This window comes from Chryseobacterium salipaludis (genome assembly GCF_022968825.1).
Lineage (GTDB): Bacteria > Bacteroidota > Bacteroidia > Flavobacteriales > Weeksellaceae > Kaistella > Kaistella salipaludis.
This window is the reverse complement of the sequence record NZ_JALHKS010000008.1, coordinates 15,239-39,090: the sequence shown is the minus strand read 5'-3', so window position 1 is coordinate 39,090 and position 23,852 is coordinate 15,239. Positions and strand designations below refer to the sequence as shown.

The 23,852-nt window shown below is 46.0% G+C and carries 25 protein-coding genes; 17 read left to right on the top strand and 8 right to left on the bottom strand.

Features of this window, described 5'->3' with window-relative positions:
* Nucleotides 1-37: 37 nt before the first annotated feature.
* Nucleotides 38-1,249: a hypothetical protein gene (locus MVI27_RS11455; RefSeq protein ID WP_246962004.1), complete on the bottom strand. Its 1,212-nt coding sequence runs from the start codon at nt 1,247-1,249 to the stop codon at nt 38-40.
* A gap of 14 nt (nt 1,250-1,263) precedes the next feature.
* Nucleotides 1,264-3,723 carry a TonB-dependent receptor gene (locus tag MVI27_RS11450; RefSeq protein WP_246962001.1) on the bottom strand — a complete coding sequence of 820 codons (2,460 nt, stop codon included), beginning with the start codon at nt 3,721-3,723 and terminating at the stop codon, nt 1,264-1,266.
* Between the two features lie 191 nt (nt 3,724-3,914).
* Here MVI27_RS11450 and MVI27_RS11445 point away from each other — a divergent pair, with 191 nt between their 5' ends.
* The 5 genes from MVI27_RS11445 to MVI27_RS11425 all read left to right on the top strand — a co-directional run bounded on the left by MVI27_RS11445 (nt 3,915) and on the right by MVI27_RS11425 (nt 7,668).
* Nucleotides 3,915-4,604 carry a response regulator transcription factor gene (locus tag MVI27_RS11445; RefSeq protein ID WP_246961998.1) on the top strand — a complete coding sequence of 230 codons (690 nt, stop codon included), beginning with the start codon at nt 3,915-3,917 and terminating at the stop codon, nt 4,602-4,604.
* 3 nt (nt 4,605-4,607) lie between these two features.
* Complete coding sequence (locus MVI27_RS11440) at nt 4,608-5,642, top strand: sensor histidine kinase (RefSeq protein ID WP_246961995.1); 1,035 nt, start codon at nt 4,608-4,610, stop codon at nt 5,640-5,642.
* A gap of 128 nt (nt 5,643-5,770) precedes the next feature.
* A complete protein-coding gene (locus MVI27_RS11435; RefSeq protein ID WP_246961992.1) occupies nt 5,771-6,340 on the top strand; it encodes a plasmid pRiA4b ORF-3 family protein in 570 nt (189 codons plus the stop codon).
* Between the two features lie 50 nt (nt 6,341-6,390).
* Nucleotides 6,391-6,834: a GreA/GreB family elongation factor gene (locus tag MVI27_RS11430; RefSeq protein ID WP_246961989.1), complete on the top strand. Its 444-nt coding sequence runs from the start codon at nt 6,391-6,393 to the stop codon at nt 6,832-6,834.
* A gap of 39 nt (nt 6,835-6,873) precedes the next feature.
* Nucleotides 6,874-7,668 carry a thymidylate synthase gene (locus MVI27_RS11425; protein ID WP_246961986.1) on the top strand — a complete coding sequence of 265 codons (795 nt, stop codon included), beginning with the start codon at nt 6,874-6,876 and terminating at the stop codon, nt 7,666-7,668.
* Nucleotides 7,669-7,824: 156 nt separating this feature from the next.
* On the opposite strand, the gene MVI27_RS11420 is transcribed toward MVI27_RS11425, so the two are convergent.
* From MVI27_RS11420 to MVI27_RS11410, 3 genes are all read right to left on the bottom strand, one after another.
* Nucleotides 7,825-9,042: a dicarboxylate/amino acid:cation symporter gene (locus tag MVI27_RS11420; protein WP_246961983.1), complete on the bottom strand. Its 1,218-nt coding sequence runs from the start codon at nt 9,040-9,042 to the stop codon at nt 7,825-7,827.
* Between the two features lie 42 nt (nt 9,043-9,084).
* Nucleotides 9,085-9,699, bottom strand: coding sequence for a hypothetical protein (locus MVI27_RS11415; protein ID WP_246961980.1), 615 nt, complete (start codon nt 9,697-9,699; stop codon nt 9,085-9,087).
* A 525-nt stretch (nt 9,700-10,224) separates the two neighbouring features.
* Nucleotides 10,225-10,884 carry a hypothetical protein gene (locus tag MVI27_RS11410; RefSeq protein ID WP_246961977.1) on the bottom strand — a complete coding sequence of 220 codons (660 nt, stop codon included), beginning with the start codon at nt 10,882-10,884 and terminating at the stop codon, nt 10,225-10,227.
* A 412-nt stretch (nt 10,885-11,296) separates the two neighbouring features.
* Between MVI27_RS11410 and MVI27_RS11405 the strand changes: the two genes are divergently transcribed.
* Nucleotides 11,297-12,028, top strand: a complete 732-nt coding sequence (locus MVI27_RS11405) for a tyrosine-type recombinase/integrase (protein WP_246961975.1) — start codon at nt 11,297-11,299, stop codon at nt 12,026-12,028.
* Nucleotides 12,029-12,100: 72 nt separating this feature from the next.
* Nucleotides 12,101-13,207, top strand: coding sequence for an IS91 family transposase (locus MVI27_RS11400; RefSeq protein WP_246961972.1), 1,107 nt, complete (start codon nt 12,101-12,103; stop codon nt 13,205-13,207).
* A gap of 245 nt (nt 13,208-13,452) precedes the next feature.
* On the opposite strand, the gene MVI27_RS11395 is transcribed toward MVI27_RS11400, so the two are convergent.
* Nucleotides 13,453-14,745, bottom strand: coding sequence for a gliding motility protein GldB-related protein (locus tag MVI27_RS11395; RefSeq protein ID WP_246961969.1), 1,293 nt, complete (start codon nt 14,743-14,745; stop codon nt 13,453-13,455).
* A gap of 49 nt (nt 14,746-14,794) precedes the next feature.
* Here MVI27_RS11395 and MVI27_RS11390 point away from each other — a divergent pair, with 49 nt between their 5' ends.
* From MVI27_RS11390 to gloA2, 9 genes are all read left to right on the top strand, one after another.
* On the top strand, nt 14,795-15,358 hold the full coding sequence (locus tag MVI27_RS11390; protein WP_246961966.1) for a hypothetical protein: 564 nt from the start codon (nt 14,795-14,797) through the stop codon (nt 15,356-15,358).
* Between the two features lie 559 nt (nt 15,359-15,917).
* Nucleotides 15,918-16,841 carry a DnaJ C-terminal domain-containing protein gene (locus MVI27_RS11385; protein ID WP_246961963.1) on the top strand — a complete coding sequence of 308 codons (924 nt, stop codon included), beginning with the start codon at nt 15,918-15,920 and terminating at the stop codon, nt 16,839-16,841.
* Nucleotides 16,838-17,128 (top strand): chaperone modulator CbpM, encoded by a 291-nt coding sequence (locus tag MVI27_RS11380; RefSeq protein ID WP_246961960.1) that lies wholly within the window; start codon nt 16,838-16,840, stop codon nt 17,126-17,128. Before MVI27_RS11385 ends, MVI27_RS11380 begins: the two co-directional genes overlap by 4 nt.
* Before the next feature lie 178 nt (nt 17,129-17,306).
* Entirely contained in the window at nt 17,307-17,669 is a 363-nt protein-coding gene (locus tag MVI27_RS11375; RefSeq protein ID WP_246961957.1) for a PadR family transcriptional regulator, read from the top strand.
* A complete protein-coding gene (locus MVI27_RS11370) occupies nt 17,666-19,330 on the top strand; it encodes a PspC domain-containing protein (protein WP_246961954.1) in 1,665 nt (554 codons plus the stop codon). The genes MVI27_RS11375 and MVI27_RS11370 overlap by 4 nt, the downstream gene beginning before the upstream one ends.
* Before the next feature lie 280 nt (nt 19,331-19,610).
* On the top strand, nt 19,611-20,177 hold the full coding sequence (locus MVI27_RS11365) for a 1-acyl-sn-glycerol-3-phosphate acyltransferase (RefSeq protein WP_246961952.1): 567 nt from the start codon (nt 19,611-19,613) through the stop codon (nt 20,175-20,177).
* Nucleotides 20,178-20,208: 31 nt separating this feature from the next.
* Nucleotides 20,209-20,637, top strand: a complete 429-nt coding sequence (locus tag MVI27_RS11360; protein ID WP_246961949.1) for a PaaI family thioesterase — start codon at nt 20,209-20,211, stop codon at nt 20,635-20,637.
* A gap of 17 nt (nt 20,638-20,654) precedes the next feature.
* Nucleotides 20,655-21,623, top strand: a complete 969-nt coding sequence (locus MVI27_RS11355) for a chorismate-binding protein (protein ID WP_246961946.1) — start codon at nt 20,655-20,657, stop codon at nt 21,621-21,623.
* A 1-nt stretch (nt 21,624) separates the two neighbouring features.
* Nucleotides 21,625-22,002, top strand: coding sequence for an SMU1112c/YaeR family gloxylase I-like metalloprotein (gloA2, locus tag MVI27_RS11350; RefSeq protein ID WP_246961944.1), 378 nt, complete (start codon nt 21,625-21,627; stop codon nt 22,000-22,002).
* Here gloA2 and MVI27_RS11345 read toward each other — a convergent pair.
* Complete coding sequence (locus tag MVI27_RS11345) at nt 21,999-22,376, bottom strand: DUF1634 domain-containing protein (protein WP_246961941.1); 378 nt, start codon at nt 22,374-22,376, stop codon at nt 21,999-22,001. The two genes, gloA2 and MVI27_RS11345, sit on opposite strands and share 4 nt — an antisense overlap.
* Entirely contained in the window at nt 22,377-23,207 is an 831-nt protein-coding gene (locus MVI27_RS11340; RefSeq protein ID WP_246961938.1) for a sulfite exporter TauE/SafE family protein, read from the bottom strand.
* Nucleotides 23,208-23,297: 90 nt separating this feature from the next.
* Here MVI27_RS11340 and MVI27_RS11335 point away from each other — a divergent pair, with 90 nt between their 5' ends.
* A complete protein-coding gene (locus MVI27_RS11335; protein ID WP_246961935.1) occupies nt 23,298-23,852 on the top strand; it encodes a DUF1543 domain-containing protein in 555 nt (184 codons plus the stop codon).

Genomic DNA, 23,852 nt, shown 5'->3' with positions numbered 1-23,852 from the left:
ACCGTCTCGCGGTGGTTCTTCGTATCTCTGTTATTTACTAATTACCCGCCTCGCTGACGTCAAAGCTGCTGTAACCTGACCAGCTTTTGGCCCAATCCGGCAGCGCTGTGCCGTTACCTGCGCCGGTGGCCCCGGTATTCAGAGTGAAAATTTGAGAAAGATCCGGTGCCGGGAAAGCCGTAGTCGCTTTTGCTTTCCAAGGCGTTGTCACATTCACAAAACGGATGTTTGTTATATAATTACCATTTAAAAACCAGTTGAAAGTCCGGTCCGTTTCCAGATCCAGGCCGGTGGAAAAGTTCGCGATGACTACATTATCAAATTTGCCGTTCGAACCCGCGCGGATTTTCATGCCCTGCGATTCGGAACCTTTTGGATTGCCGATCAGGGTTATGTTTTTCAGTTCCGGGTTAGAGGCGCCGTTGCCATTGGTGGTATTGGGATCGGTATCCTGGGTGTCTGCTTCAATGCCGCGGTTGCCGGGTTCAGCCGAATTGATAAATTCCTTGTGCCGTGCTGCATAAATATATTCCGCTTTTCCCTGCCAGCCTTCCGTCCAGTCCACGCTGTCATCCCCCACACCGATGATCACAAGATGGTCTGCATTCACATTTCCGCCGAAAAACTCCACACCGTCATCAGCTCCGTTCAGAATCGATACGTGCGAAATCTTAGTTCCGCTGCCTACGCCAAATAAAGAAAGACCGTTAAACTCCTTCTCCGGATTGTACTTAAATCCGCTGTCTTTGATAACCAGATATTGAATTGAGCCGGAATTATCTGCCGGATTCGTTCCGCCGTACACCATATCTCCGAGCTCCGAGGTCGAGGTGCCGGATGCACTGCGGTTCGTAGGTGCATTTCCCAGAATAACGATGCCTCCCCAGTACCCTTGGGTATGTTTTTCTCCTTCGAAAACCACCGGCTGTGCGGCCGTTCCGCTAATGTTTAATTTGCCGCCGCGGTCCACAATAAGATAATTAGCTCCCTGCGCCGCCACGATTCGGGTACCGGCCGGGATATTCAGCGTGGCTCCTTTTTCCACGAGCAGCCGGCCGGTGAGCTTATAAGTTTTGGCGGGGTCCAGCGTTAAAGTTGTGCCGGCCGCAATTGTTCCTTTGAAATTAGCCGGATCCATTAATTCAGGTGCGATGGCCGTTGTTTCATCTTCTCTTCCGCAGGAAACTGCTGTGCTGAGGGTAGTCATCAGGGTCAGGCATAATGCCGCTTGTAAAATAGTCTTTTTCATTTTTTTTATTTAGATTAAAATAGATACGAAAGTGTGAGGCCCAGCTCCGTGCCGGCCGAATAACTTTTATGAATATGCGTTCGGTTGCTCGTACGCTGCTCAATGGTATGGTCTGGGTTAAGCAGGTTTTTCGCTGACAAACCGAGTCCGATTTGCCGTAAGCGGTACCGCAAATGGGCATCCAGCTGGTGAACCGACGTTTCATAAAAATTGCCCGACCGATTGGTGCCCAGCGCAAATACGCTTTCGCCCGCATAACTGTAGGAAACTACAAAGTCGAAATCCTGTTCATTACCTGCTTTTATTTGATATCCAAGATTAAGGTTTGCCAGCAGGTCGGCCACGCCCTGAATTTTATCGTGAGTCTGACCGCTGAACTGAATCGTTTTGCCGTTGTTTTCTTGAGCGAAAGTCTGCTCGGTTTTCAGTTTTTGGTCAGAATGCATCACGGTCGCATTCAGGAACGTGTAGAGTCTGGAAGAAGAATTTCGAAAGAGGTCTTTCCGGATTTCCACTTCCGCACCGGCAACCATTCCGTAATCAGCGATATTGAAATACGTCATGTCGCTGGAGGCCGCGGTGGAATAAGTGGTACGCGAAATCGGGTTCAACAGATATTTTCCAAACAGAACGGCCGATATTACTTCACCCGGCCCGGAAAACAATTCCCATTTCAGGTCGGCATGATACATATCAGACGGATACAGGCTGGGATTTCCGTAGACGTTGGTCGTCACATCATAATATCCGATCGGAACCAGCTCTTTGGCCTGCGGCAGAATATAGGTTTTTGAAGCCGAAAAACGCAGGTTCTGCCGGCCGCTGATTTCATACTTTAAATTGAAGGCCGGTAAAAACTTATTATATTCCTTTTCTTTCGAGTCCGTGCGGAAAATTGCATCATCCCAGCTGCTTTCCAGCTGAATATAATCGTACCGGCCGCCGAGCTGTGCCGTAACTTTTTCGTTCAGCTTAAAATCTGCATGCAGGAACGCCGACTGGTTATTTTGTTTAAATTCATACCAGAAAGGAAGAAACTGCTCCTGGTCTGTACGGAACGTGTTATACCTGATAAACTCGTTGTTTGCCGCATTAATCACCGCATCCACGTTCTGAGGATCCGCCGTAAACTGCCGGGTGAAATTTAGGCCGATGGTCGTATGGTCGAAATGCCGCTTTTTATAAGTTCCCTGATAGCCGGCCTGAACTTTAAATCTGCCGAGCTGCCGTGCGAGGTGAATAAAACCATTGAAAGAGCGGTCGTTCAGCGCGTCGAAATAACGGTGGTTATTAATGGTACTTGCCGTAATAAACTGTTTGGTGCGTGCGTCGATGGTATTCTGGAGCCGGTCCGGGCGGTCGCTTTGCAGTACATTGTAGGAAATGCCCCAATCGGTTTGCCAGCTGTTTTCCGGTTGGTGGCTGCCGTACAGCTGGTTGATGAAAAGTGAAGTTATTTTATTGTCGCCGCGGTTAATCAGTACCTCAGATCCAATTTCCCGCAGATACCCTTGGAAAAATCTTGCCTCCTGTGCTGAAGAATGTATAAAATTACTGGTGAATGCTATTTTACTGCGCTGGCCCAGCCGGTGTGCCACATTAAGGAGCGACGTGTGATTGGTCCGGTAGCTGTAGCGGTCCACGGTCAGGGCTTTGATCGCATCTCCCGAAGCATCATAAAAGCCTTCCTGACCTTCACTGTAGGAATAATCATTGCTGAAACCCGTATATCCAAAAACTGAAAACTTACCGATATTAGTGCCTCCCTCCAGACTGAGGTTTGAATTGTGCGGCGTGCCGGTGTCCTCAAAATTCCAGCTGCTGCGGAAAGGGTAGACCTTTTCTGGATCCTGTTTAGAAAAAGTAGTTTTATGGTACCCGAAATAGCCCGGTGCGCCATCCTGCATAAAAAATGAGGAACTTCCCCCCGTCTGGAGATTGATACTGCTGCCCAAGCTTACAGACAGAAACGGTTTGCCGATATGTTCCTTTGATGTAATTTCAATTCCTGCCCCACCGAAGTCGCCCTGAAGTTTTGGCTGGTAGACCTTATGTAAGCTGATATACTCAATAATCGAGGTGGTAAATAAAGATAGGTTCAGGTTTTTGTATTCCGGATCATCCGACGGAACCGGCAGTCCGTTAAGCGTCGTGCTGTTGTACCGGTCGCCCAGGCCGCGTACCGACAGTTGTCCGCTGCCTTGCTGTTTTTGCGTGCCGCTGGCTTTTGTCACGGCGGTCGCGGCGTCGCCGACGCCCTGTTTGTGAAGTTGCTCTGCACCCACGCGCTCCGTAACTTCCACCGCTTTTCGCTGCAGGGAAAGCAGGTTGTTCGCAGCACCTTTTTTCGTATTTGCTTTAATTACTACGGTTTCCAGTTCTTGCTCCTTTTTAGCAGTTTCAGGAATCTGCTGGCCGCTGAGCATGGCAGCTGATAATAAAAAGAAGGAAATCGCAGGTTTGCTGTTTTTCATGCTAAGTTTTATTGTTCTGTGTACGGTGCAAAGAAACAGCGCAAAAACCGCGGAAGCGTTACAGGAGTTTTAAGTTTTTGTTACGAAATAATAACAAATGCCCTACCCATATTAATTCAATATGAAGATTTAGAAAACCTCGGGTTCCGCCTTTAAATTTCATTAACTTTGAAAAGTTTAAACCCACAACAATGGACCGCAAAAAAATTCTTTTAATAGATGATGAAGAAGACATTCGTGAACTTCTTACGTATAATCTGGAAAAAGAAGGATACAGCGTCACGACGGCTGACAATGGCAATCAGGGAATTGAGCTGGCCAGGAAGATAATTCCCGATCTCATCCTGCTGGATGTCATGATGCCGGAAAAAGACGGAATCGAAACCTGCACAGAGCTGCGCGCCATCCGCGAACTGGAAAAGACACTCATTGTATTTCTTTCGGCGCGCAGCGAGGAGTTTTCTCAGCTGGCAGGTTATCAGGCCGGCGCCGATGATTACATTGTTAAACTCATCAAGCCACGCGTTTTAGCTTCCAAAATCAATGCTTTATTAAATTTAAGTTCCACCGCCGCGCAGCGGAACGTGGTTCTGCAATTGGGAGACCTCACCATTGATAAAGAAAATATTAAAGTAACCAAAGCCGGCGAATCCCACCTGCTGCCGCGCAAGGAATTCGATCTGCTGAATCTGCTGGCCTCCAACACCGAGAAAGTTTTTAAAAGAGAAGAAATTCTGGAGAAAGTCTGGGGAAATGAAGTGGTGGTCGGCGAGCGGACCATTGATGTGCACATTCGGCGACTGCGTGAGAAACTCGGCATTCACACCATTCAGACCCTGAAAGGCATTGGTTATAAACTGGTCGTTCAGGAAAAAATATAAGACATGAAGTTCCACCGTCTCACCTTTCTGGCGTCTGTGTGCCTGACTGCTTTTATGCTGGTTCTGGTGCTGGTGTTTGATAAGGCAGAGCAGAACTTTTCCGGTACCGATACAGGTTTTTATCTCTTGGTCGCCGGTTCCTTTTTGGCCATGCTGGGGCTAAACTACCTGGCGCTGGAATTTCTTTTTAATTTTTATGGTAAAAAACAGATCCGCAAAATTTCCACTATTCTGCCGGAAGATTTTACCGAGAATGCGGACGACCTGGATTTTGCCAGGCTCGGACAGCGCGTTTCTGACCTGAGCGAAAAAAATACCATGACGCTCGATACGATGCAGGCCATGGAAGCCTACCGCAAGGAATACATTGGCAATATTTCGCACGAGATGAAAACGCCTTTGTTTTCAATTCAGGGCTACGTGGCTACCCTGATGGAAGGCGGCGTGGAAAATCTCGCCATCCGCGATAAATACCTTGAACGTATTGACCGGTCCGTGCAGCGGCTTCTGCATATTGTGAAAGATCTGGACATGATCAATCAATTTGAAAGCGGGCGGATTAATCTATCCGTCAGCACGTTTGATATCAATGCCCTGCTGCGCGAAATTGCAGATCTACTCGACCTGGAGGCGGAGCGCAAGAATACCCAGCTCCAACTGAAAGTTTCGGCAGGTTCGTTGCTCGTTTCCGCAGATAAGCAGAAAATTGCGCAGGTGCTGATCAACCTGGTGTCCAACGCCATCTATTATGCCAACCGGGATTTCGCGACGGTCACCCTGCACACGGAAATTGTGGGCAATAAAGCTTTGATAGAAGTGAAAGACAATGGCATGGGCATGAAACCTGAAACGGTAAGTCGCATCTTCGAAAGGTTTTTCCGGGTGGAAACCAGCCGCAACCGGCATGATGGCGGCTCTGGTCTGGGACTTGCTATCGTTAAACATATTTTGGAAGCGCACCAGGAAAGCATCTTTGTGGAGAGCACTTATCTGGAGGGTTCCCGCTTCTGGTTTATGCTGCCGCTGGCCGCCGTCTAGCGGGCAAAAATGTAAGCAAATCTTTTCATAAAAAAAGCCGCGCATCATTTTTTTGTCAAATTTCAATTGTTCTATATTTGTACCCGAACAACAGTTTTACTAATCAAAAGAAAAAATAAGCAGATACAATGGTTTATAAACTCCGAATTATTCTGGACACAAAAGAGGATATTTTCAGGGATGTAGAAATCAAAGGAAAGCAGACCCTCTGGAACCTGCACCTCGGCATTAAAAGTGCTTTTTCGCTGATGGGTGAGGATCTTTCCGTATTTAATATTCTCGATGAAGACGGGGTGGTGGTGAAATCCGTGCCGCTGGAAGACATGAGCGATGACGGCGATGGTGATATTATGTCCGATGTATATGTGGACGAAGTTTTCCAGGAGAAAGGAGACAAAATTCATTTCCAGTACGGATTTATGGATCTGTGGGAATTCTTCTGTGAACTGGTGGAAACCGCACCGGAAAAACCGGCCGTGAATTATCCGATTACCGTCTTCCGCTTTGGGAAAATGCCGCTGAAAGCGCCGAAGAAAGCCGGCAGCAGCGGAAAGAAAAACGGAGTGATCCCGATGTCCGATGATGATTTTGGCAACTTTGACGAATCGTACCAGGCAGAGGACTACGAGGATGACGATGATTACGATGAAGATGATGGCTACGGAGATGATGCCTATGAAGACGATGATCTGGATTAAAACAATACAAACCGCGACACCTTCGCGGTTTTTTAATTAATATTGTTGCGATGATAGTTAAAGAAGAAGTCCTGCAACGGGTTAGCGCACTGTTGAACGAAAAAGTGGACGCATTTGAAAAACTGATTGCAGAAACCCGCGCGGCCAATAATGAAACCAAATCCTCGATGGGAGATAAGTACGAAACGTCGCGGGAAATGGTGCAACAGGAAATTAATAACCTGCAGAATCAGCTGAAAAGTTGGCAAAAAATGCGTGTGGACATTACGAGGATTCAGCACCAGCCTACACCGCTGATTGGGGAAGGCAGTTTGGTACAAACCGACCGCGGCTGGTTCCTGATTGCCGCGCCGCTGGGTGTCATTAAAACCGCAGATTCACCGGTGTATACCATTTCTTCTGAAAGTCCGCTGGCTGCCGCTTTAACCGGAAAAACGACCGGCGATGTGGTAACGGTAAATAATATGACGCACACCATCCTCAGTCATTCATAGATTTTTGTATATTTTTGTGCTCTTCTTGATTTCTGTCTTATGAAAAACTATCACGACCTACTGCAACACATCCTGGAAAATGGAACCGACAAAAGCGACCGTACCGGTACCGGCACGCGCAGTGTTTTTGGCTATCAGCTGCGGTATGATCTTGCCGATGGTTTTCCTTTGGTTACGACCAAAAAAGTACACCTGAAATCTATTATCTATGAACTGCTCTGGTTTTTAAAAGGAGACACCAATATTAAATATCTCACCGATCATGGTGTCAGCATCTGGAATGAGTGGGCCGACGAGAATGGTGATCTCGGTCCGGTGTATGGAGCGCAGTGGCGCAGCTGGCAGGGGGCTGGCGGCAAAGTCGTCGATCAGATTTCCGAGGTGATTCAGCAGATTAAAACCGACCCCGATTCGCGTCGCCTGATTGTTTCTGCCTGGAACGCTGCCGAAATCCCGAATATGGCCCTGGCACCGTGTCACGCTTTATTTCAGTTTTATGTGGCAGATGGCAAACTATCGCTGCAGTTGTACCAGCGCAGTGCCGATGTCTTCCTGGGAGTGCCTTTTAACATCGCGAGCTATGCTTTGCTGCTGATGATGGTAGCACAGGTTTGTGACCTGGAAGTGGGAGAGTACATCCATACCTTTGGCGATGTGCATATTTATAACAACCATTTTGAACAGGTAAAAACACAGCTTGCCCGCGAACCACGGGCGTTGCCGCAAATGATCCTGAACCCGGCTGTGAAGAATATTTTCGATTTTACATTTGAAGATTTCACGCTGGAAAACTACGATCCGCATCCGGGAATTAAAGCGCCGGTGGCGGTCTGACGATATCAACGAATTTTAAAGGTGCGTTGGAAAGAAAGCGATACAGGCATTGGTTTATCGAGCCACACTGGTTTTAACAATTGCCACGCAGTTTTCTTTATTGTATTTTTAAGCCCATCAAATATATAAAGGCTTTTTTCTTGTTTTAAGAAGAAATCACGCTGCTTCCTCAAATTTTGCCCCTGTCAGTTTCGTCACCAGCATCGCCGCTACCGTGTCACCCGTTGAGTTTAATATGGTGGCCAGCGGATCCACCAGCGTTCCCAAAATCATCACGGCCGGGATGGCTTCCTGCGGCAGGTTGTACACGGAAATCATGAGCATCTCCCCGATATAACCGCCATTGGGGATGCCGCCTGCCACGATACTAACAAACACCGTGATGCCCAGCGCCAGCAGCAAATTTACCGGATCGAAGAAATCGCGCCCAATGATCAGAAAAGCTACGTAAATTTTAATGATGGAAGACATCGAGGAGCCATTCTTATGCAGGGTGCTCCCAATAGGAATTACAATGTTGGCAATGGTCGCCGGCACTCCAATCCGGGCCGCGGCCTGCAGATTCAGCGGCATCGTGGCAAAACTGCTGCAGGTGGAAACAGCGGTGAGGCTGGGATAAATGTTATTCTTCCAGAACAGCCGGATCCCGTTCTTTCCTTTGGCGAGGAAAGCATACAGCGTAAAAAAGATGAAAAAATAAACGATGCCGGCTCCGTAATACAGCCCGAGCGGCTGCGCATAAAACCCAAAAAGCTGCGGCCCTACAGTAGCGACCTGATAGGCGAAGTAGGCACCCAGTCCTATGGGCGCCGCTTTCATCACCGTCAGCAATAACTGTTTCATCACCTCGTAACCCGAGGCTAAAAACAGGCGGAATGTATCACCGGCAGCGCCACTTTTGCGCGTAGCCACCCCCGTCAGGAAAGCAAAAATGAGCAGCGCCAGCATATTTCTTCTTGAAAACAGTTCGGTGAATTCGCCGACCGAAAAGAAACTCACCAGCCGGTCGCTCCAGCTGTTACTGTCAGCCTCGGTCACTGCTTCCTGTGCGGTGGCGGGCAGCGCAGGCGTGGGAAACAGATACACGGCTACCACCGTGAACAGTGCCGAGATGACCACAAAGAGCAGAAAGGTAAATGACATCGCCAGAATAATCCGGCCCACCTTCGAGTGCTGTTCCACGGAAGCAATGGAGTTGGCTACGGCAAAAAATACCAGCGGTACCACACTTACAAACAACAGATTCAGAAAGATGTCACCAACGGGTTTCAGATACGTTACCGTATCCGGCACGAAAATGCCGATGAAACTTCCCGTCATGATGCCCGCCAGCAGCAGCAGGATCCCTGAGTAATTCTGCAGAACTTCACGCATTGTTTTTTTATTAAAGATAAATGAAAATAAAAACCGGACAAATTAAATCGTCCATCGATCATTCACCACGGCGATGAGAAAATAGTTCCCCTTGTATTGTTCAAACACGAGGCGCAGGGCATGCCAGTCCATGCCGCTGTACTCCTCGCTCCCCGGGATATAGTTTTCCGTGAAGTCTGCTGCGGGAAACTGCTTTTGGAGGTTATTGATGGAGTTACCGCTGCCTTTAAAATTGTTAATATGTAAACTGCCGCTTTCAAAATTTCGTACGTATGCCCACTCTTTCAGGTAGGTGCCGATGGACCGGATATACGGTTCGCCCGTGCCGTCGAGTGTCCCCCAGGTAAATTTCACAGGTGTATCTGCGTACTGCACAAATTCATCTTTTGTGAAATGCTTCGCCACCACAGGATCTATAAAGCCGTACATGGAGAAGGTAATCCCTTTTTCCGGATGAATATACTGCACAACCGCCTGCGGATCGCCGCTGCTGAGGGCAGAGAGTACTTCGTTGTTGATCATTCTCAGCTGTTCCATCTTGTCAGGCTTTGCAGCGGTGGCAGTGGTTTCACGCCGGGCAGGTTCCGGTTCTGGTTGTTTGGGTTTCTCGGTACATCCCGCCATCAGGGCGAGCGTGGCAAATAACACAATTTTCATAGCATTGATTTTAAAGTTGGAGTTTCAAAGTAAGCATATAATTACGCGTAGCCGCCGGATTGTAAAAGCGATTGCCAAAGGCATTTAGATCATACCCCAAACTATAGGCCGTATTGTATAGGTTCCGGACACTGAGTTGCAGATCAGCGATAAAAGGAGCCGTGCTAAAACGGTAGCCAACATTCATATTTCCGATGAGCGAAGAACCTGCCGTTACCGTATTGGCATCATTCAGCGACAGTGGCCCGGTATAGAAATGGGCAGCCTTTGTCAGCTAAATAAACTTTACAAGTAAGGGAATTTGTGTTCTGCAGCAAAGAAAAAGCGGAGAAAATCCCTTCTTACAGGCTATCAAACGCCACAAAAAAAAGCCTTTCTAAAAAAATGCTTTATAGTTCTGAGTTCTAACAACGACAACCCCATAGAATGTCGAAAAGCTCCCGGAGCTGTAGTTTACCCTAAGGCTCCCGAAGGGTTCAACGGGCTTTCATTGTTGGTTTTTCAAAGACTACGAAAGCTTAGTTATTAGTGGCGGTTTTTTCTTTTAATCATCGTGTAAAATCCTAAAACTAAAGTCAAGAACATTAAAATTCCGAGAGTTATCTTTAAATTTTTATTTTCAGATTTTATTTCGCTAATTTCTTTCTTTAGTTTATTTATTTTTCTACTTGGAAAAGGGATTTCAACAAGAATGTCAAGATCATCCCATTCGTCGGGCGTTAATTCTTTAGCGTTTTGTATTTTCTGTTTGGCATAAAACTCTTCTTGCAAATTGTCCAACATTTTCAATTCACTTTCAGATATTTCACTCAATTTCTTTGTATAGAAGCAATTGTCAGAATACAAAAACGCTGTATCTTCCTCACAAAAAGCGAAGATCAGATACTTCTCTTTTTCAGTGAATAAAATATCGCAAGAACGTAAAGGTGACCCATATAAAGTTGCATTATTTTGAAAATATCCGTCATAATCATTTGATTTATAGATTTTTTCAATCTTTACGCTACTTAGAATGTTTTTTATAGAATCAAATCCCGACGGAACTTCATTAACACCGTAAATACTTCCAATAAATACATAATCGGCATTTTCAAATGAATGTTTCAAGTTGGGTTCTCCTTTGCATTTGCAGGCTAAAACTTTTATTGAGAAAATTAATGTTAAAAGTAGAAGTTTCGTTTTCATAGACGGATTTTCAATAAAATTTCCGATAACGGCTCGGTATTTCTGTTGGCGGGGATTTTTATAACTGGTCTTTGTAAAAATAACTGAAAAAATAACCCGCGAAAATCTTTATTATGTAAACTTCAACCCCGCTAATAGAAATACAATGTTGAACTAAACCTCCGGTAGCTTTTCCCTTCGCCGTTTTATTAACTTTGGTAAGACAATAAAAAAATCTTTAAAATGGCTACAAAAAAAAATCTCCGGAGGAGTTAAGGGTAAACAAATTCCTGAACCGTGCCTGTAACGAAGTTAACGGTTTTGCTGAACTCTTGCAACGCTTCGAGAGGAATATTTCCATCCTGGGAAGAAGTCCCAAAACGTTCGACAATTATCCCGCCATGTGGCAGCCCTGGCACTCCACTACAAAACTTTGCCCACCGAGTTGGACCCCGAGCAGGTCAAAGATTACCTTTTTGAACTGCAGCAGCGCAGTAACACGCCCTCACAGTCTTACTTTAAACACACCGTTTACGGGCTTCGGTTTTTGCTTAAAACGGAAGGACTGCCTTACAGTTTCCTGCACCTGCCCACCATTGCTAAAGTGAAGAAACTTCCTGTGATCCTGAGTCGCGAAGAGATCTGGCGTATGCTTCAGGCCGCCGAACTTCTAAAACACAAACTGCTGATCGGTTTGATTTACGGGTGTGGCCTCAGGTGCATGGAAGTTCGGAGTATCGAACTCCGGCACTTGGATTTTGACCGAAAGATGCTTCACATTGTACAGGGAAAAGGTGGCAAAGACCGTTATGTGCCTTTATCGGAACATTTGATCCGGGGACTAAAAACCTTTATTTCAATAGAAAATCCAGATCAATATTTATTCAATGGAAATCAAAATAGAAATATTGAAGAGATTGACCAGCCGGGTTCTGGTAGACCGGATTTTGATTCACGCTACAGCCAAAGAGGAGTTCAGTGGATCATCAAAACGGTGAGCAAAAAAGCCGGCATCACCAAAGACGTTCACACCCACACTTTGCGACACAGCTTTGCCACGCATTTATTGGAAGATGGTGTTTCGATCATTATGGTTCAAAAACTTTTGGGTCATGAAAGAATCGAATCGACCATGGAATATCTTCATAGCTTGTCCCGTCCATAGACGGGATCTGCCAGCTCGAACATAAAACCGCTCACAGTCCTTTGGACACAGTATTCACTTTATGCAGCAGGAATGCAGGCCCGAAGTAATGGCGGAAGTGTAGCAGAAGTCATTCGCAAAATCAATTTATCGGCTCAGAATTTTACGGTTCATCAGGAAAAAATGCTTCGCGCTTTATCGTATTGTAGAACTTCTGCATTGGGTGGTCATATTGATGCGTGCGATGGTTGCGGAAACATTTCCATCAGTTACAACTCGTGTAGAAATCGGCATTGTCCGCAATGTCAAGGTCATAAAAAGGAAGAATGGATCCAGAAACGCGAGCAGGAATTATTGCCGTGCAGTTATTACCACGTGGTTTTCACCTTGCCGGAAGAACTCAATGGTTTGGCGATCTCTCAACCGGCATTGTTGTACAAAACCTTATTTGAAGCAGCTTGGGCAACATTAAATCAGTTCGGTAAAACAGAAGAGATGCAACTCGGAATGATTGCGATTTTACACACTTGGGGACAGAACCTCTCGCTTCATCCGCATTTACATTGCATTGTTCCGGGCGGTGGAATTGATCACAATGGAAAATGGAAAAAGAAAGTAAGAACCGATAAATATCTCTTCTGTGTAAAAGCGCTGAGCAAAGTTTTCCGCGCAAAGTTTGTGGCTTCATTAAGAACTTCCGGAATTAAAGACCAGCATTTAATGGATCAACTCTTTACCAAAAACTGGGTCGTTTATGCCAAAAGACCTTTTGGTGGTCCCAAACAGGTCATTGAATATTTAGGAAGATATACCCACAAGGTGGCCATCAGCAATCACCGCATCAAAGAAGTTACGGATCATGAAGTTCGTTTTGGTTACAAAGATTATCGCAAAGACGGAGAGAAAAAGGAAATGACTCTTACAAACAGGGAGTTTATCCGGAGGTTTTCGATGCATATTTTACCGAAAAGATTTGTAAGGATCCGCCATTACGGCATTCTGAGCAGCAGCTGGAAACGTGGAAAACTCCAGGATTTACAAGAAAGTTTAGAAGTGAAAAGAACTGTTTTTTTACCTCAAACTTTGCTCAGGAAATGTCGGTGTTGTAAGGAAGGAAACTTAATCACCATCGCCCTTTTTGGACAGCGTGGTCCGCCACAGGATTTTCTTTTCGTCACCCAAACTTTGTCTGCAAAATAAACTTTGTGGGTAAGGGAAATTATATTCTGCAGCGAAGAAAAAGCGCAGAAAACCCCTCTTACAAGCTACCAAACGCCACAAAAAAAGCAGCCCTTCTAAAAAACTGCTCTATTATCCTAAATTCTAAAAACGATAACTCCATAAGATTACCAACTGGGGAGAAAAAGCCACCGCAGGTTCCGTTCAACAGGCTTTCATTTCTTGTCTTTCAGACAAAACGAAAGCTTAGTTATTATGTGAAGTGCTTATTTAGCAGTTTTGAAATCAATTAAGTATGGAATTAGGTTAATCATATTTTTGGATCTAAATCCATAATTAATTAAAATTTGATATTGTTTGTCTGGTTCAAGATTAGCTTCAAATGTGAAAGATTTATTATCTTCTGAAAAACCAATAATTTTTGCAATTCTTAATAAGTTATTTTCTCCTAAAGGACCTAACTCAAAATTTCGGAAATTTGGATTCATCTCTTCTGAAAATGTAAGAGTAATTGTTTTTATGTTTGGATCTACATTTTGGCTATTATTTTTAATTGGTTGAATTTCTATGACTTTTGGTCTCTTGCTTTCATATTCGGATTTATAAATGGAAAGAGGCTTGTCAAAATAACCTGTTTTTTCGACAAAACTGATTAATGCCTTTTCATTATTATAATCAAGTTCTATCATTTCTTTAACTGCGAGTTTTTTATCCGAAGATTGTTCGTAATACTTTTTGCAAATAGCATAACCTACGAAATAACCTAAATCTCTCATCCCGAATTGATTGTCAGGATTGTTCATAATCCAATTGTAAATATCGGGTGAGAACATTTCTTTTTCATATTCTTGCTTTATTCTTTCTTCATTTTTGTATCCAAATTCTATTTGAGGATTTGGGGATTTTTGTCCTAAAGCAACTTCTGCTAAAAACTCTGCAACGCCTTCCATTATAGTTTGCGATAAAAGTGTGTTTCCAATAGTTTCCTTTTGCTGTGTGTGAATGTATTCGTGAACATTTAAAAATGAAACACTATTAATAGGATTTGTATCAAAATATGCTCTTAAATGTGGATAAAGGTTTTCAAATTCGCTGGTAATTATTGATTTGTCAGTTAAAGCAACCTCGCTTCCAATTAATAACATACCGTCAATTGTTGTTCCTCCTGTTCTCAAAATACCTATTGCAAAATATATATTGACTGGTTTTAACTCCGGATATATTTTCTTTAGTTTTTTTATTCCATTATTTATTTCCTTAGAAAACTGCTTATTCTTAAGCGTGTTATTTCTAACGGAATTCCAAAATTTTGGATAATGATTTATTGCATAAACATATTCTTCCGCTGTATACCGTCTTGCTCTCATAATTCCGTCCAAGCCAGCAGTCCCTTTGTCAATGTATAATGTTTTAATTAAGTTTAATTGCTGTAAAGAGTCTTTTTCGAGAATAATTTTGTCATAAGCATTCCAAAAATTATCAACATCATCGGTTATAATTTTTTGCCCAAAACTTAATAGTGGAACTATTGATAAAAACAAGATTACAATTTTTTTCATTCTTTCAATTTATGGTAAAGACAACTGTAATGTTTAAAATGTTACATTTATGCACAACTTTGGTGAAGCATTTCACATAACGGAGCGCGGATTGGCGAAGTTTCCTCTGAAAGCTTGCTTTCCGGAGGGAATTTTGCCAATCCGCAGATGTGTTGAAGGTTTTTGCGACAGCGAACGCTTTGACACAGCTGCGGATGTAATCCGCGCTTCGATGTGCAAAAGTTGGAGAGGAGCGGAAACTTTTGCACATCTCTCAAATATACGCAATAATCCAACCCACCGTACTTTTTATTGCGAATTTTTCGAAAGCCCTTGTTGGCCGAATAAACGGGTGATGAGACCCGTGGCGTATTTTGTATTGTTTGCTTCCTTTCCGGTAACTTTACCGTACCCAGACAATACAAAATGCGAACAAATGGAAATACCGAAAAACAATCTGTTACGTAAGGAAAATTACCTTTCCGGCCAGGTAGGCATACAAACAAAACAGTGGCAGCATCTCGTTTCCCTTTATTCACTAGCTGGTTGCGCTGCTGCGGGATCACCTGCGACCTTATCAAAATTACGGATGCGGCCTGTGCCCACAGTGCCTTCAAATCCGATGCGCGATTGAGACACTGCCTTTCTGCTGCTGTAATCAAAGTTCACGTGCGTGCGGCGGCCAGATTTTGCTCAAAACGCTTGTCATAATTGGTGATGAAAGGAACCGGTGGTTTCATAACTGCTGGATACAAGCAGCCGGTGCCTGCCGTACGCTTTTTGAATGCACTGCCACCCCTTTATAATGCGCGTAGCTGCCACCACCGAAGTCAATTCTTGTCTGATCGCCATCCGCTGTTTTCAGCAAAGCGGTACCGCCGGTTCAGCACCGAAGTCTGCCCCTTCCGGCTCTTTGTAAAGTTCGATTTTGTTCAGCAGTTCGGGATCGGGGAGGTTTAGATACGAATTGCCGGACGCATCCGTCAGTATAAAATCAGTAAGGCACATGTTCACATTGCAAATGCCGGAAGGAGACCGCAGCGGAATCCTGTGTTTGTGCCTCGGCGACCACACCGGTGATTATGCATGCAACTGCGCAAATTCGCAGATTCATCATGCTTTAAATTTAATTAAAATAAAATGTTCGGTCTGAAGTTTGCCGCGTATTTGTTCCTGAACCATTCTTTTTTCTCATGGCATACATCGATTATTATAAAACGCTTGGCGTCGGCAAGCAGGCAACAGCTGACGAAATTAAAAAAGCCTACCGCAAGCTCGCCCGGAAATACCACCCGGACGTAAATCCCGGCGATAAGGAAGCGGAGCGAAAATTCAAAGAAATAAATGAAGCCAACGAGGTGCTCAGCAATCCCGAGAACCGTGCGAAATACGACAAATACGGTGAAAACTGGAAACACGGCGAGGAATATGAACGCGCCCAGCAGCAGCAGCGGCAATACAGCCAGCAGGGCGGTGGCTTCGGCGGCGGTTTTTCCGGCGCAGATTTTGGCGAAGGCGCAGATTTCTCGGATTTTTTCCAAAGTATGTTTGGCGGTGGCGGCGGTGCTGGTTTTGGCGGCGCGCGCGGCAGTGCTTCGGGCAAGTTCAAAGGGCAGGATGTCGAAGCTACCCTGAACATTCCGTTGCGTGAGGCAGCACATACGCACAAGCAAACCTTTACTATTAATGGTAAAAAAGTACGGATTACCATTCCCGCCGGCATCGCCGACGGACAGAAAATCCGGCTGAAAGGTCACGGAAATCCGGGACACAATGGCGGACCCAATGGCGATCTGTACATTACTTTTATGATTGAGCCCGATGCGCAGTTTACCCGAAACGGCGATAACCTCACCATGGAAATGCCGATTGATTTATATACCGCCATGCTCGGTGGCGAAGTAACCGTTCAGACGCTGAACGGCGCCGTTAATTTAAAAGTGAAACCGGAAACACAAAACGGAACCACGGTAAGACTGAAGGGCAAAGGCTTTCCGGTATATAAAAAGGAAGATCAGCACGGCGATCTGCTGGTGACTTATCAGGTACAGCTTCCCAAAAACCTTACGGAAGAACAGAGAGAATTATTCCGTCAACTTAAAAACACAGCATCATGACCGAAAAAATATCACGAGAAGAACTGGTTCGTATCTATAATGTGGAAATTACTTTTTTCGATTCTCTGGAAGAAGCCGGCCTGCTTTCTCCCGTTACCGAAAATGAACAGAAGTATTTATTATATGAAGATCTGCAGGCGTTTGAGCGGTTCACGAACTGGCATTATGACCTGGAGGTAAATCTTCCAGGCCTGGAAGTCATTCAGCATCTGCTGCAAAAAATGGAAGAGCTGCGGTCGGATAATGTACGGCTGCACCGTCGTTTGGGCTCGCGCGCTGACTGGTAATTACAATTAATACATATCATACAAAGCCGTTCACAAGAGCGGCTTTTTTTGTTCCCTCAAAAAAAATTTAAAAAAAACACTACTTTGTATTGCATAATACTAAAAAATAAATATATCTTTGTCATGTACAAGAGCAGAAGATCTTTCGCACATCTCATTCATCTTAACGCTAACACTTATGAATACAGAAAATACCAAAGCGCAAATGCGCAAAGGAATCCTGGAATTCTGTATCCTGAGCCTCATTAATGAAAAGGAAATGTATGTTTCTGACCTGATTGATGAACTCCGGAACGGAAAACTGGAAGTAGTGGAGGGAACTTTATACCCCCTGCTGACCCGACTGAAAAATGGTGAGTTTCTTTCGTACCGCTGGGAAGAATCCACCGGCGGCCCGCCCAGAAAATATTACCAGATGACCGACAAGGGAAAACTTTTCCTCGCCGAACTGCAAAATACCTGGAACGACCTGACTGACTCTGTAAACCGAATTACCAAAAACCCACGCCCCGGCGGCGACACAAACACCACAACATCATGAACAAGACACTTTCAATAGGACTGGCCGGTTTCTCCTTCACGATCGAGGAACATGCCTACATCAAGCTGGGTGACTACCTCAAAGCTTTGCGCGCTTCCCTGGATCCTGCCGAAGCCGATGAAGTGATGCAGGATATCGAAATCCGCATGGTGGAGATTTTTAAAGATCTGCTCGGGCGCCGCGAGGTGATTAATGATACCGATGTGGAGAAAGTAATTGCCCAGATCGGCACCCCCGAAGCCATTGAAGAACAGGAAGAAGCCTACTATTCCAACGCCCAGGAAAAGAAAGCCTTCACCGGACAGCGGCAGCTCTTCCGTGATCCGGAACGTGCCAAGATTGCCGGCGTTTGTGCCGGGCTCGCGCATTATACCGGCCTGGATATGACGCTGATGCGCGCCATCTGGCTGGCTGTTTTTGTGCTCGGCGTTTTCACCGCTGCCATCTCGTCCACGCTGATCGGCATCATTTATATTATCCTCTGGATTGTTCTGCCGCAGGCTACCACGGCGACCGACTTTCTTAAAATGAAAGGCAAGCCGCTGAACTTCGGTAACCTGAGACAGGAATCCACCAAAATTGTGCAGTTTGCCAATGAAAGCGGCCAGAAACTCGGTGAGATTTATAACGAATCCAAGCCCTATGTCAGCAACGCCAGTACCACACTCTGGAATATTGTGCGCTATGTGCTGGGCACCATTCTGGCACTGATGGGCCTCTCTGCCCTGCTTGGTTCTTTTGCCATCATTGGGATGGGTTTTTCGGGAGCCGGTGATTTTAACTTCTTCACCAATCTCAATTTTTATCTCCAGAATCCTGCCCTGGGCTGGGCTGCTATTTTACTGGGTTTCCTCACCAGCTTTATTCCGGCTTTGCTCTTCCTGTATCTGGCCATGAAACTGTTCTCGCCAAAAACAAAACTGCGCAATACTGGCTATGTGATCGGCGCCCTGATTTTTGTCTGGATCGGACTGGCAGTTACAGCCGGCTTCACGGCCATCCGCTACAACACCGAATACAGCGGACGCAATGATGATACCCAGGATCTGGCGCTCACCACCACCTCAGATTCCGTTTTGCTGGCGGTGAAAAAGATTGAGATTCCGGCCAACTTCCGTGCCTACTGGAACCATGTGTATTCCGACGGAAAAACGGTGTTCAAAAAAGATTATCCCGAAGTGGATATTGTTCGCAAGGATGTGGCCGAACCCTATCTGCAGATCAAGCGCCGCGCCGACGGATACAATATTCCGCTGCGGATGAATGTGCCCGTGGAAATGAAGGGAAATAAAATCTGGCTGCCGAATTACGTTTCCTATCCCTACAGTGACCGCCTGCGCAGCAACCGTGTCAGCTACGAACTGGTGATTCCGCGCACCATGAAAGTAATCCAGGCAGAGAATAAAAACTGGCTGTATCTGAATGATCCCGAAAACAGCGATAGCCACGATAATGATGATGACGAAGATTCCGCTGCTGCCGCAAACTCCGTGGTGATCTCTTCCGATGATACCGATTCCATTATTGTGAATGGGAAGAAAGTAAGCCGTGACGAAGCAGATCTGATGATTAAGAAAATTGACGTGACCAAAGACAACGTTAAAGACATCAATATCTCCGTGCGCAACGGTAAAAAGGAAATCATTATTAAAACGAAGTAAGGCCCCGCAGCGATAAATTATAAATATTTTATAAAACTTCTTTTTCTAATGTGATAATTTATATGTAATTTCGTGCAATTCGTTGCGATACCTCAAAAACAGCAACATAAAAACAACAGCCATGGTACAATTTGTTTTAGAAATCGCCCTGTGGATTATTGAGTTTTTCAGCCGCCTTTTTTAATTGGGCTGATAATTGAATATCTTTGCAAAGTATAGCCGCACCCGGGGTTATACTTTTTTTGTGGATGCTGGCTGCATCTTTTTTTAAAGACAACCTATGAAGAAATTACTGGCAAAACTAATCCTGAAAATCATCGGCTGGAAAGTGGTCCTGGAAGGCGATGCTGATAACCTGAATCGCTGCATTCTCGTTGTGGCACCGCACACGGCCAATGAAGAATACCTGCTCGGAAACCTGGCATACTGGTCGCTGGATAAGCCGCTGAAAGTCATCATTAAAGATGCGCATACCAAAGCCTGGTACGGCGGAATCGTGAAAGCGATAGGCGGCATCGGGATTGACCGCAGCCAGCGGAATGACCTGGTGAAATTCGTGGTGGATCAGTTTAAAAAAGAAGATTTCAGCCTCGTGATCACACCCGAGGGAACCCGGAGCTGGGTGCCGAAGTGGCGCAAAGGCTTCTATCACATGGCGCTTGCGGCCAAAGTTCCGATTGTACTGGCCGCCGGAGATTTCAAAAAGAAAACGATTTACCTGGGCAAAAAGATTTCGGTGGAAGAACTGGAAACGAGGTCCTATGAAGATATTATGGCCGAGCTCGAAGCCTATTATCAAAAGATTACTCCCAAGGTGCCGGAGAACTGGAACCCGAAAATCTACTAAGCGTTCTCATTATAAATTTTAGTTTCTGAAAATGATTTTAATTAAAGAAGATAAAGATAAAATACTCGATACCCTCAACAACTGGGGTGGCGAAACCATGGCGCGCACGCTGGATATCGTGTTTACCGCAGTAGGAGAGGAAACCCTGACTGCCACCATGCCGGTCGCGCCGAAAGTGCACCAGCCGTACGGAATTTTGCATGGCGGTGCCAGTTGTGTGCTGGCCGAAACCCTCGGCTCCTGTCTGTCTGTCCTGCACGTGGATACCGAAAAATTTGCGCCGGTGGGAACCAATATTAACTCCAATCACCTGCGCAGTAAAAAAAGCGGAATGGTCACCGGAATCGCGCGGTTCATCCGCAAAGGAAACACCATGCACGTTTCCGAAATCGAAATCCGCGATGAGCAGGGAACGCTGATCAACCACACCACCATGACCAACAACATTATCCCGCGGTAGCAGACTAAGCAGGCTTTATGATTTATTTCCGTTTTCCGTTTTCCGGCCTTTTTTATACCGTTGATGGAGATACTTCCGGCGCCGGCGTTCAATTCATTTCCTTCAATTCGCGGGAGCAATTGCAGTTTCCCGGGCGTTTGCAAACCGTATCCGCAGCGGAGATAATAACGGAGTCAGCTGCCAAAAAATTGGATGAACTGCCGTCCGTGCTCAGGCTGGAAAGTCAGGCCGAGTACGAGGAAAAACTTCAGCATGTCATCAACTTCATCAAAGAGCACCAGCTGCCCAAGCTGGTGATTTCCCGCCGCAAACTGGCAGACTTTGGTGAGAAAGAAGTAAACCTGGCGGAAACGTTTCTGAACATGTGCGCTGCTTATCCCAATGCTTTCGTTTACATTTTTCAGCATCAGGGCGAATGCTGGACCGGCGCTTTCTCGGAAGTGCTCGGGAAATACACCAAAGCCACCGGTGAATTTTCTACCATGGCGCTGGCTGCCACTTTACCGCTGGCTGATTCCTGGACCAAAAAAGAAATTGAAGAACAGCAGCCGGTTGCGGATTTTATTAAAACGGTGCTGGAACCGTACGACCCCGACGTTCAGCAAGGTGAAACTACTGACCATATCTCCGGCAATATCAAACATCTGCGCACTGATTTTAAGGCCACGCTCAAGCCCGGCCAGTTGGATCAGGTGATTTTGGGTTTACATCCGACGCCGGCCGTCTGCGGCATCCCGAAAGATTTTTGCCAGCGCGCGATCGAAAGTTTTGAATCCCATGACCGCAAATGGTACAGCGGCTATATCCGGGTGGAAACGGAAGACGAAGTTCAGTGTTTTGTCAATCTGCGTTGTGCCGCCCTGTTTGACCATGCGGCACTGATGTATGCCGGCGGTGGCATTACGGCCGACAGCAATCCCGCCGCAGAATGGCGCGAAACCGAGCTGAAAGCCGAAGCTGTATTAAAGAATATCGTTTTTAAATAAAATGAAACTGCACCACATTGCGGTCATCTGTTCAGATTATGCCGTCTCTAAACAATTTTATACCGAAGTTTTAGGGTTTGAAATCCTGCGCGAAGCCTACCGGGCGGAACGGCAATCCTGGAAACTGGACCTCGGCCTGAACGGCGACTATATTTTAGAACTTTTTTCCTTTCCCGAAACACCGCCACGGGCTTCCCGGCCGGAACGCTGCGGCCTGCGCCACCTGGCTTTTGGCGTGGACGATGTGGCTTTGAAACGCGACCGGCTGCTACAGGACGGTTTGATTTGTGAAGAACTCCGTACAGACGAATACACCGGCAAACTGTTTTTCTTTAGCCGGGATCCCGATGACCTGCCGCTGGAATTTTATGAACTTTAATGGGAATACCCCATCAGGAAACTGATCACCATAATCAGAATCACCAGCAGCGATATCACCACATAGGTATAATCTTTCTCCCGGAAATAGCCCACCATCGCGAAGATAATCCGCAGCAGCGGCGTAAAAATCAGCATCAGAATGCCGAGCTGAATAATTGCAATCCCTTCCAGTCTCATCAGTGCGCTGAAAAACGTGGACCAGATTTCATGGTCCGGCACTTCCAGGCGGCTGTAGTCTTTCGGCATTTCAAACCCTTCCGAAAACAGTTTGGCAAAACCCAGCAGGGAAATCACCACCGAAACCATCACGCCGAGGCGCAGCAGATTGCCCACCGACTGGTTTAAATCAATATCTGTAAAATGCTTTTTCATTTATCTGAAGTTTTGCGAAATACCGTTATACATCATATACGCTGATAGTACCGATACCACGACCGCAAAAATAATTTTCAGTTTTTTGGTTTTGGACACCATCAGTGTTTTGGACCCGATATAACTCCCGGCGACCACGCCCACCAGCACCGGTGCCGCAATCACCGGAATAATCTCGCCGCGCTGAAAATAAATCAGCGAACTTGCCACCGCCGTTACACCGATCATAAAATTACTCGTCGTCGTGGAAACCTTAAAAGGAAGTTTCATCATATTGTCCATTGCCAATACTTTCAGCGCACCGGACCCAATGCCCAGCAGGCCGCTCATGACACCCGCCACCGACATCATCAGGAAACCGGAAACCGTATTCCGGGCCGCGTATTTTTTAATCACGCCATTATCCGGGAAAGTGCCGTGCAGCTGAAGTTTGTCTTCCAGGCTGCCGGCAATCAGCGGCTCCTGGTGGTCCGGCTTGTCCCGCAGGTTCAGCAGCACCGTCAGTATAAGAATGGCTGCAAAAATAATCCCGATGGTATTTGCATCCAGCAGGCCGGAAATCAGCGCACCGCCAATCGCACCCGCCGTGGTCGCAATCTCCAGAAACATCCCGATCCTCACGTTCGTAAAGCCTTCTTTCACAAAAGCCGCGGCAGCACCCGACGAGGTTCCGATCACTGAAATCAGCGAGGCGCCAATGGCGTAATGCATCGGTACGCTAAAACCCAGCGTAAGCAATGGAATAATAATAATACCGCCGCCCAGGCCGGTGAGTGAGCCCACCAGTCCCGCCGCAATCGCTCCGAAAAATAGAATTAAAATCTCTGACATATCACAAATCTAAGGTTTTTTAGCCTGAATCAATGAAAAAGCCGCCGCCGCGTCCTGTGCATCTGATCTTAAAAATGTATTTTTGAGGGTATGAAATTAAAACTGTTTTATACCATCATCGGGGCCACGCCGCCGGGGCGGCATGTGGAACAACATGATGTCTTCTTCGGCATTGCCCCCACGGTTCGGGACCTGGTTCCGGCACTGGAACATTTCTGGCCGGAAGCCAAAGGCGAGATGCACCTCGACGGCTATCAGGAAGTACAGTTTGCCGACGGCTATACCGTTGAAGTCGTGGAAAAAACCGACGCGGTGGCCGAACAGCAATTATTTTTTATCAATCTCGGTGGGTACACGCCGGGCGTCTTTCAGGAATTTCATGAGCAGCTGTTGTTAGTGGATACCACCATGGCCAACGTTATCAAACGGGTCAAACAGACAGAATTTTATAAAACCATGGGTTTTCCCGGTGCCACAAGCCATGTGGATGATAAGTACGGCGTGGACATCGATGACATTTATAAAGTGGAAGATCTGCTGCCGGCAGATATGAAAGAGCAATACAGCCTGAAACTGACCCGGACAGACGACGAACCCGTGCAGAATGTCACTAAAATCGGATACCTCAAATTTACCAAACTATAA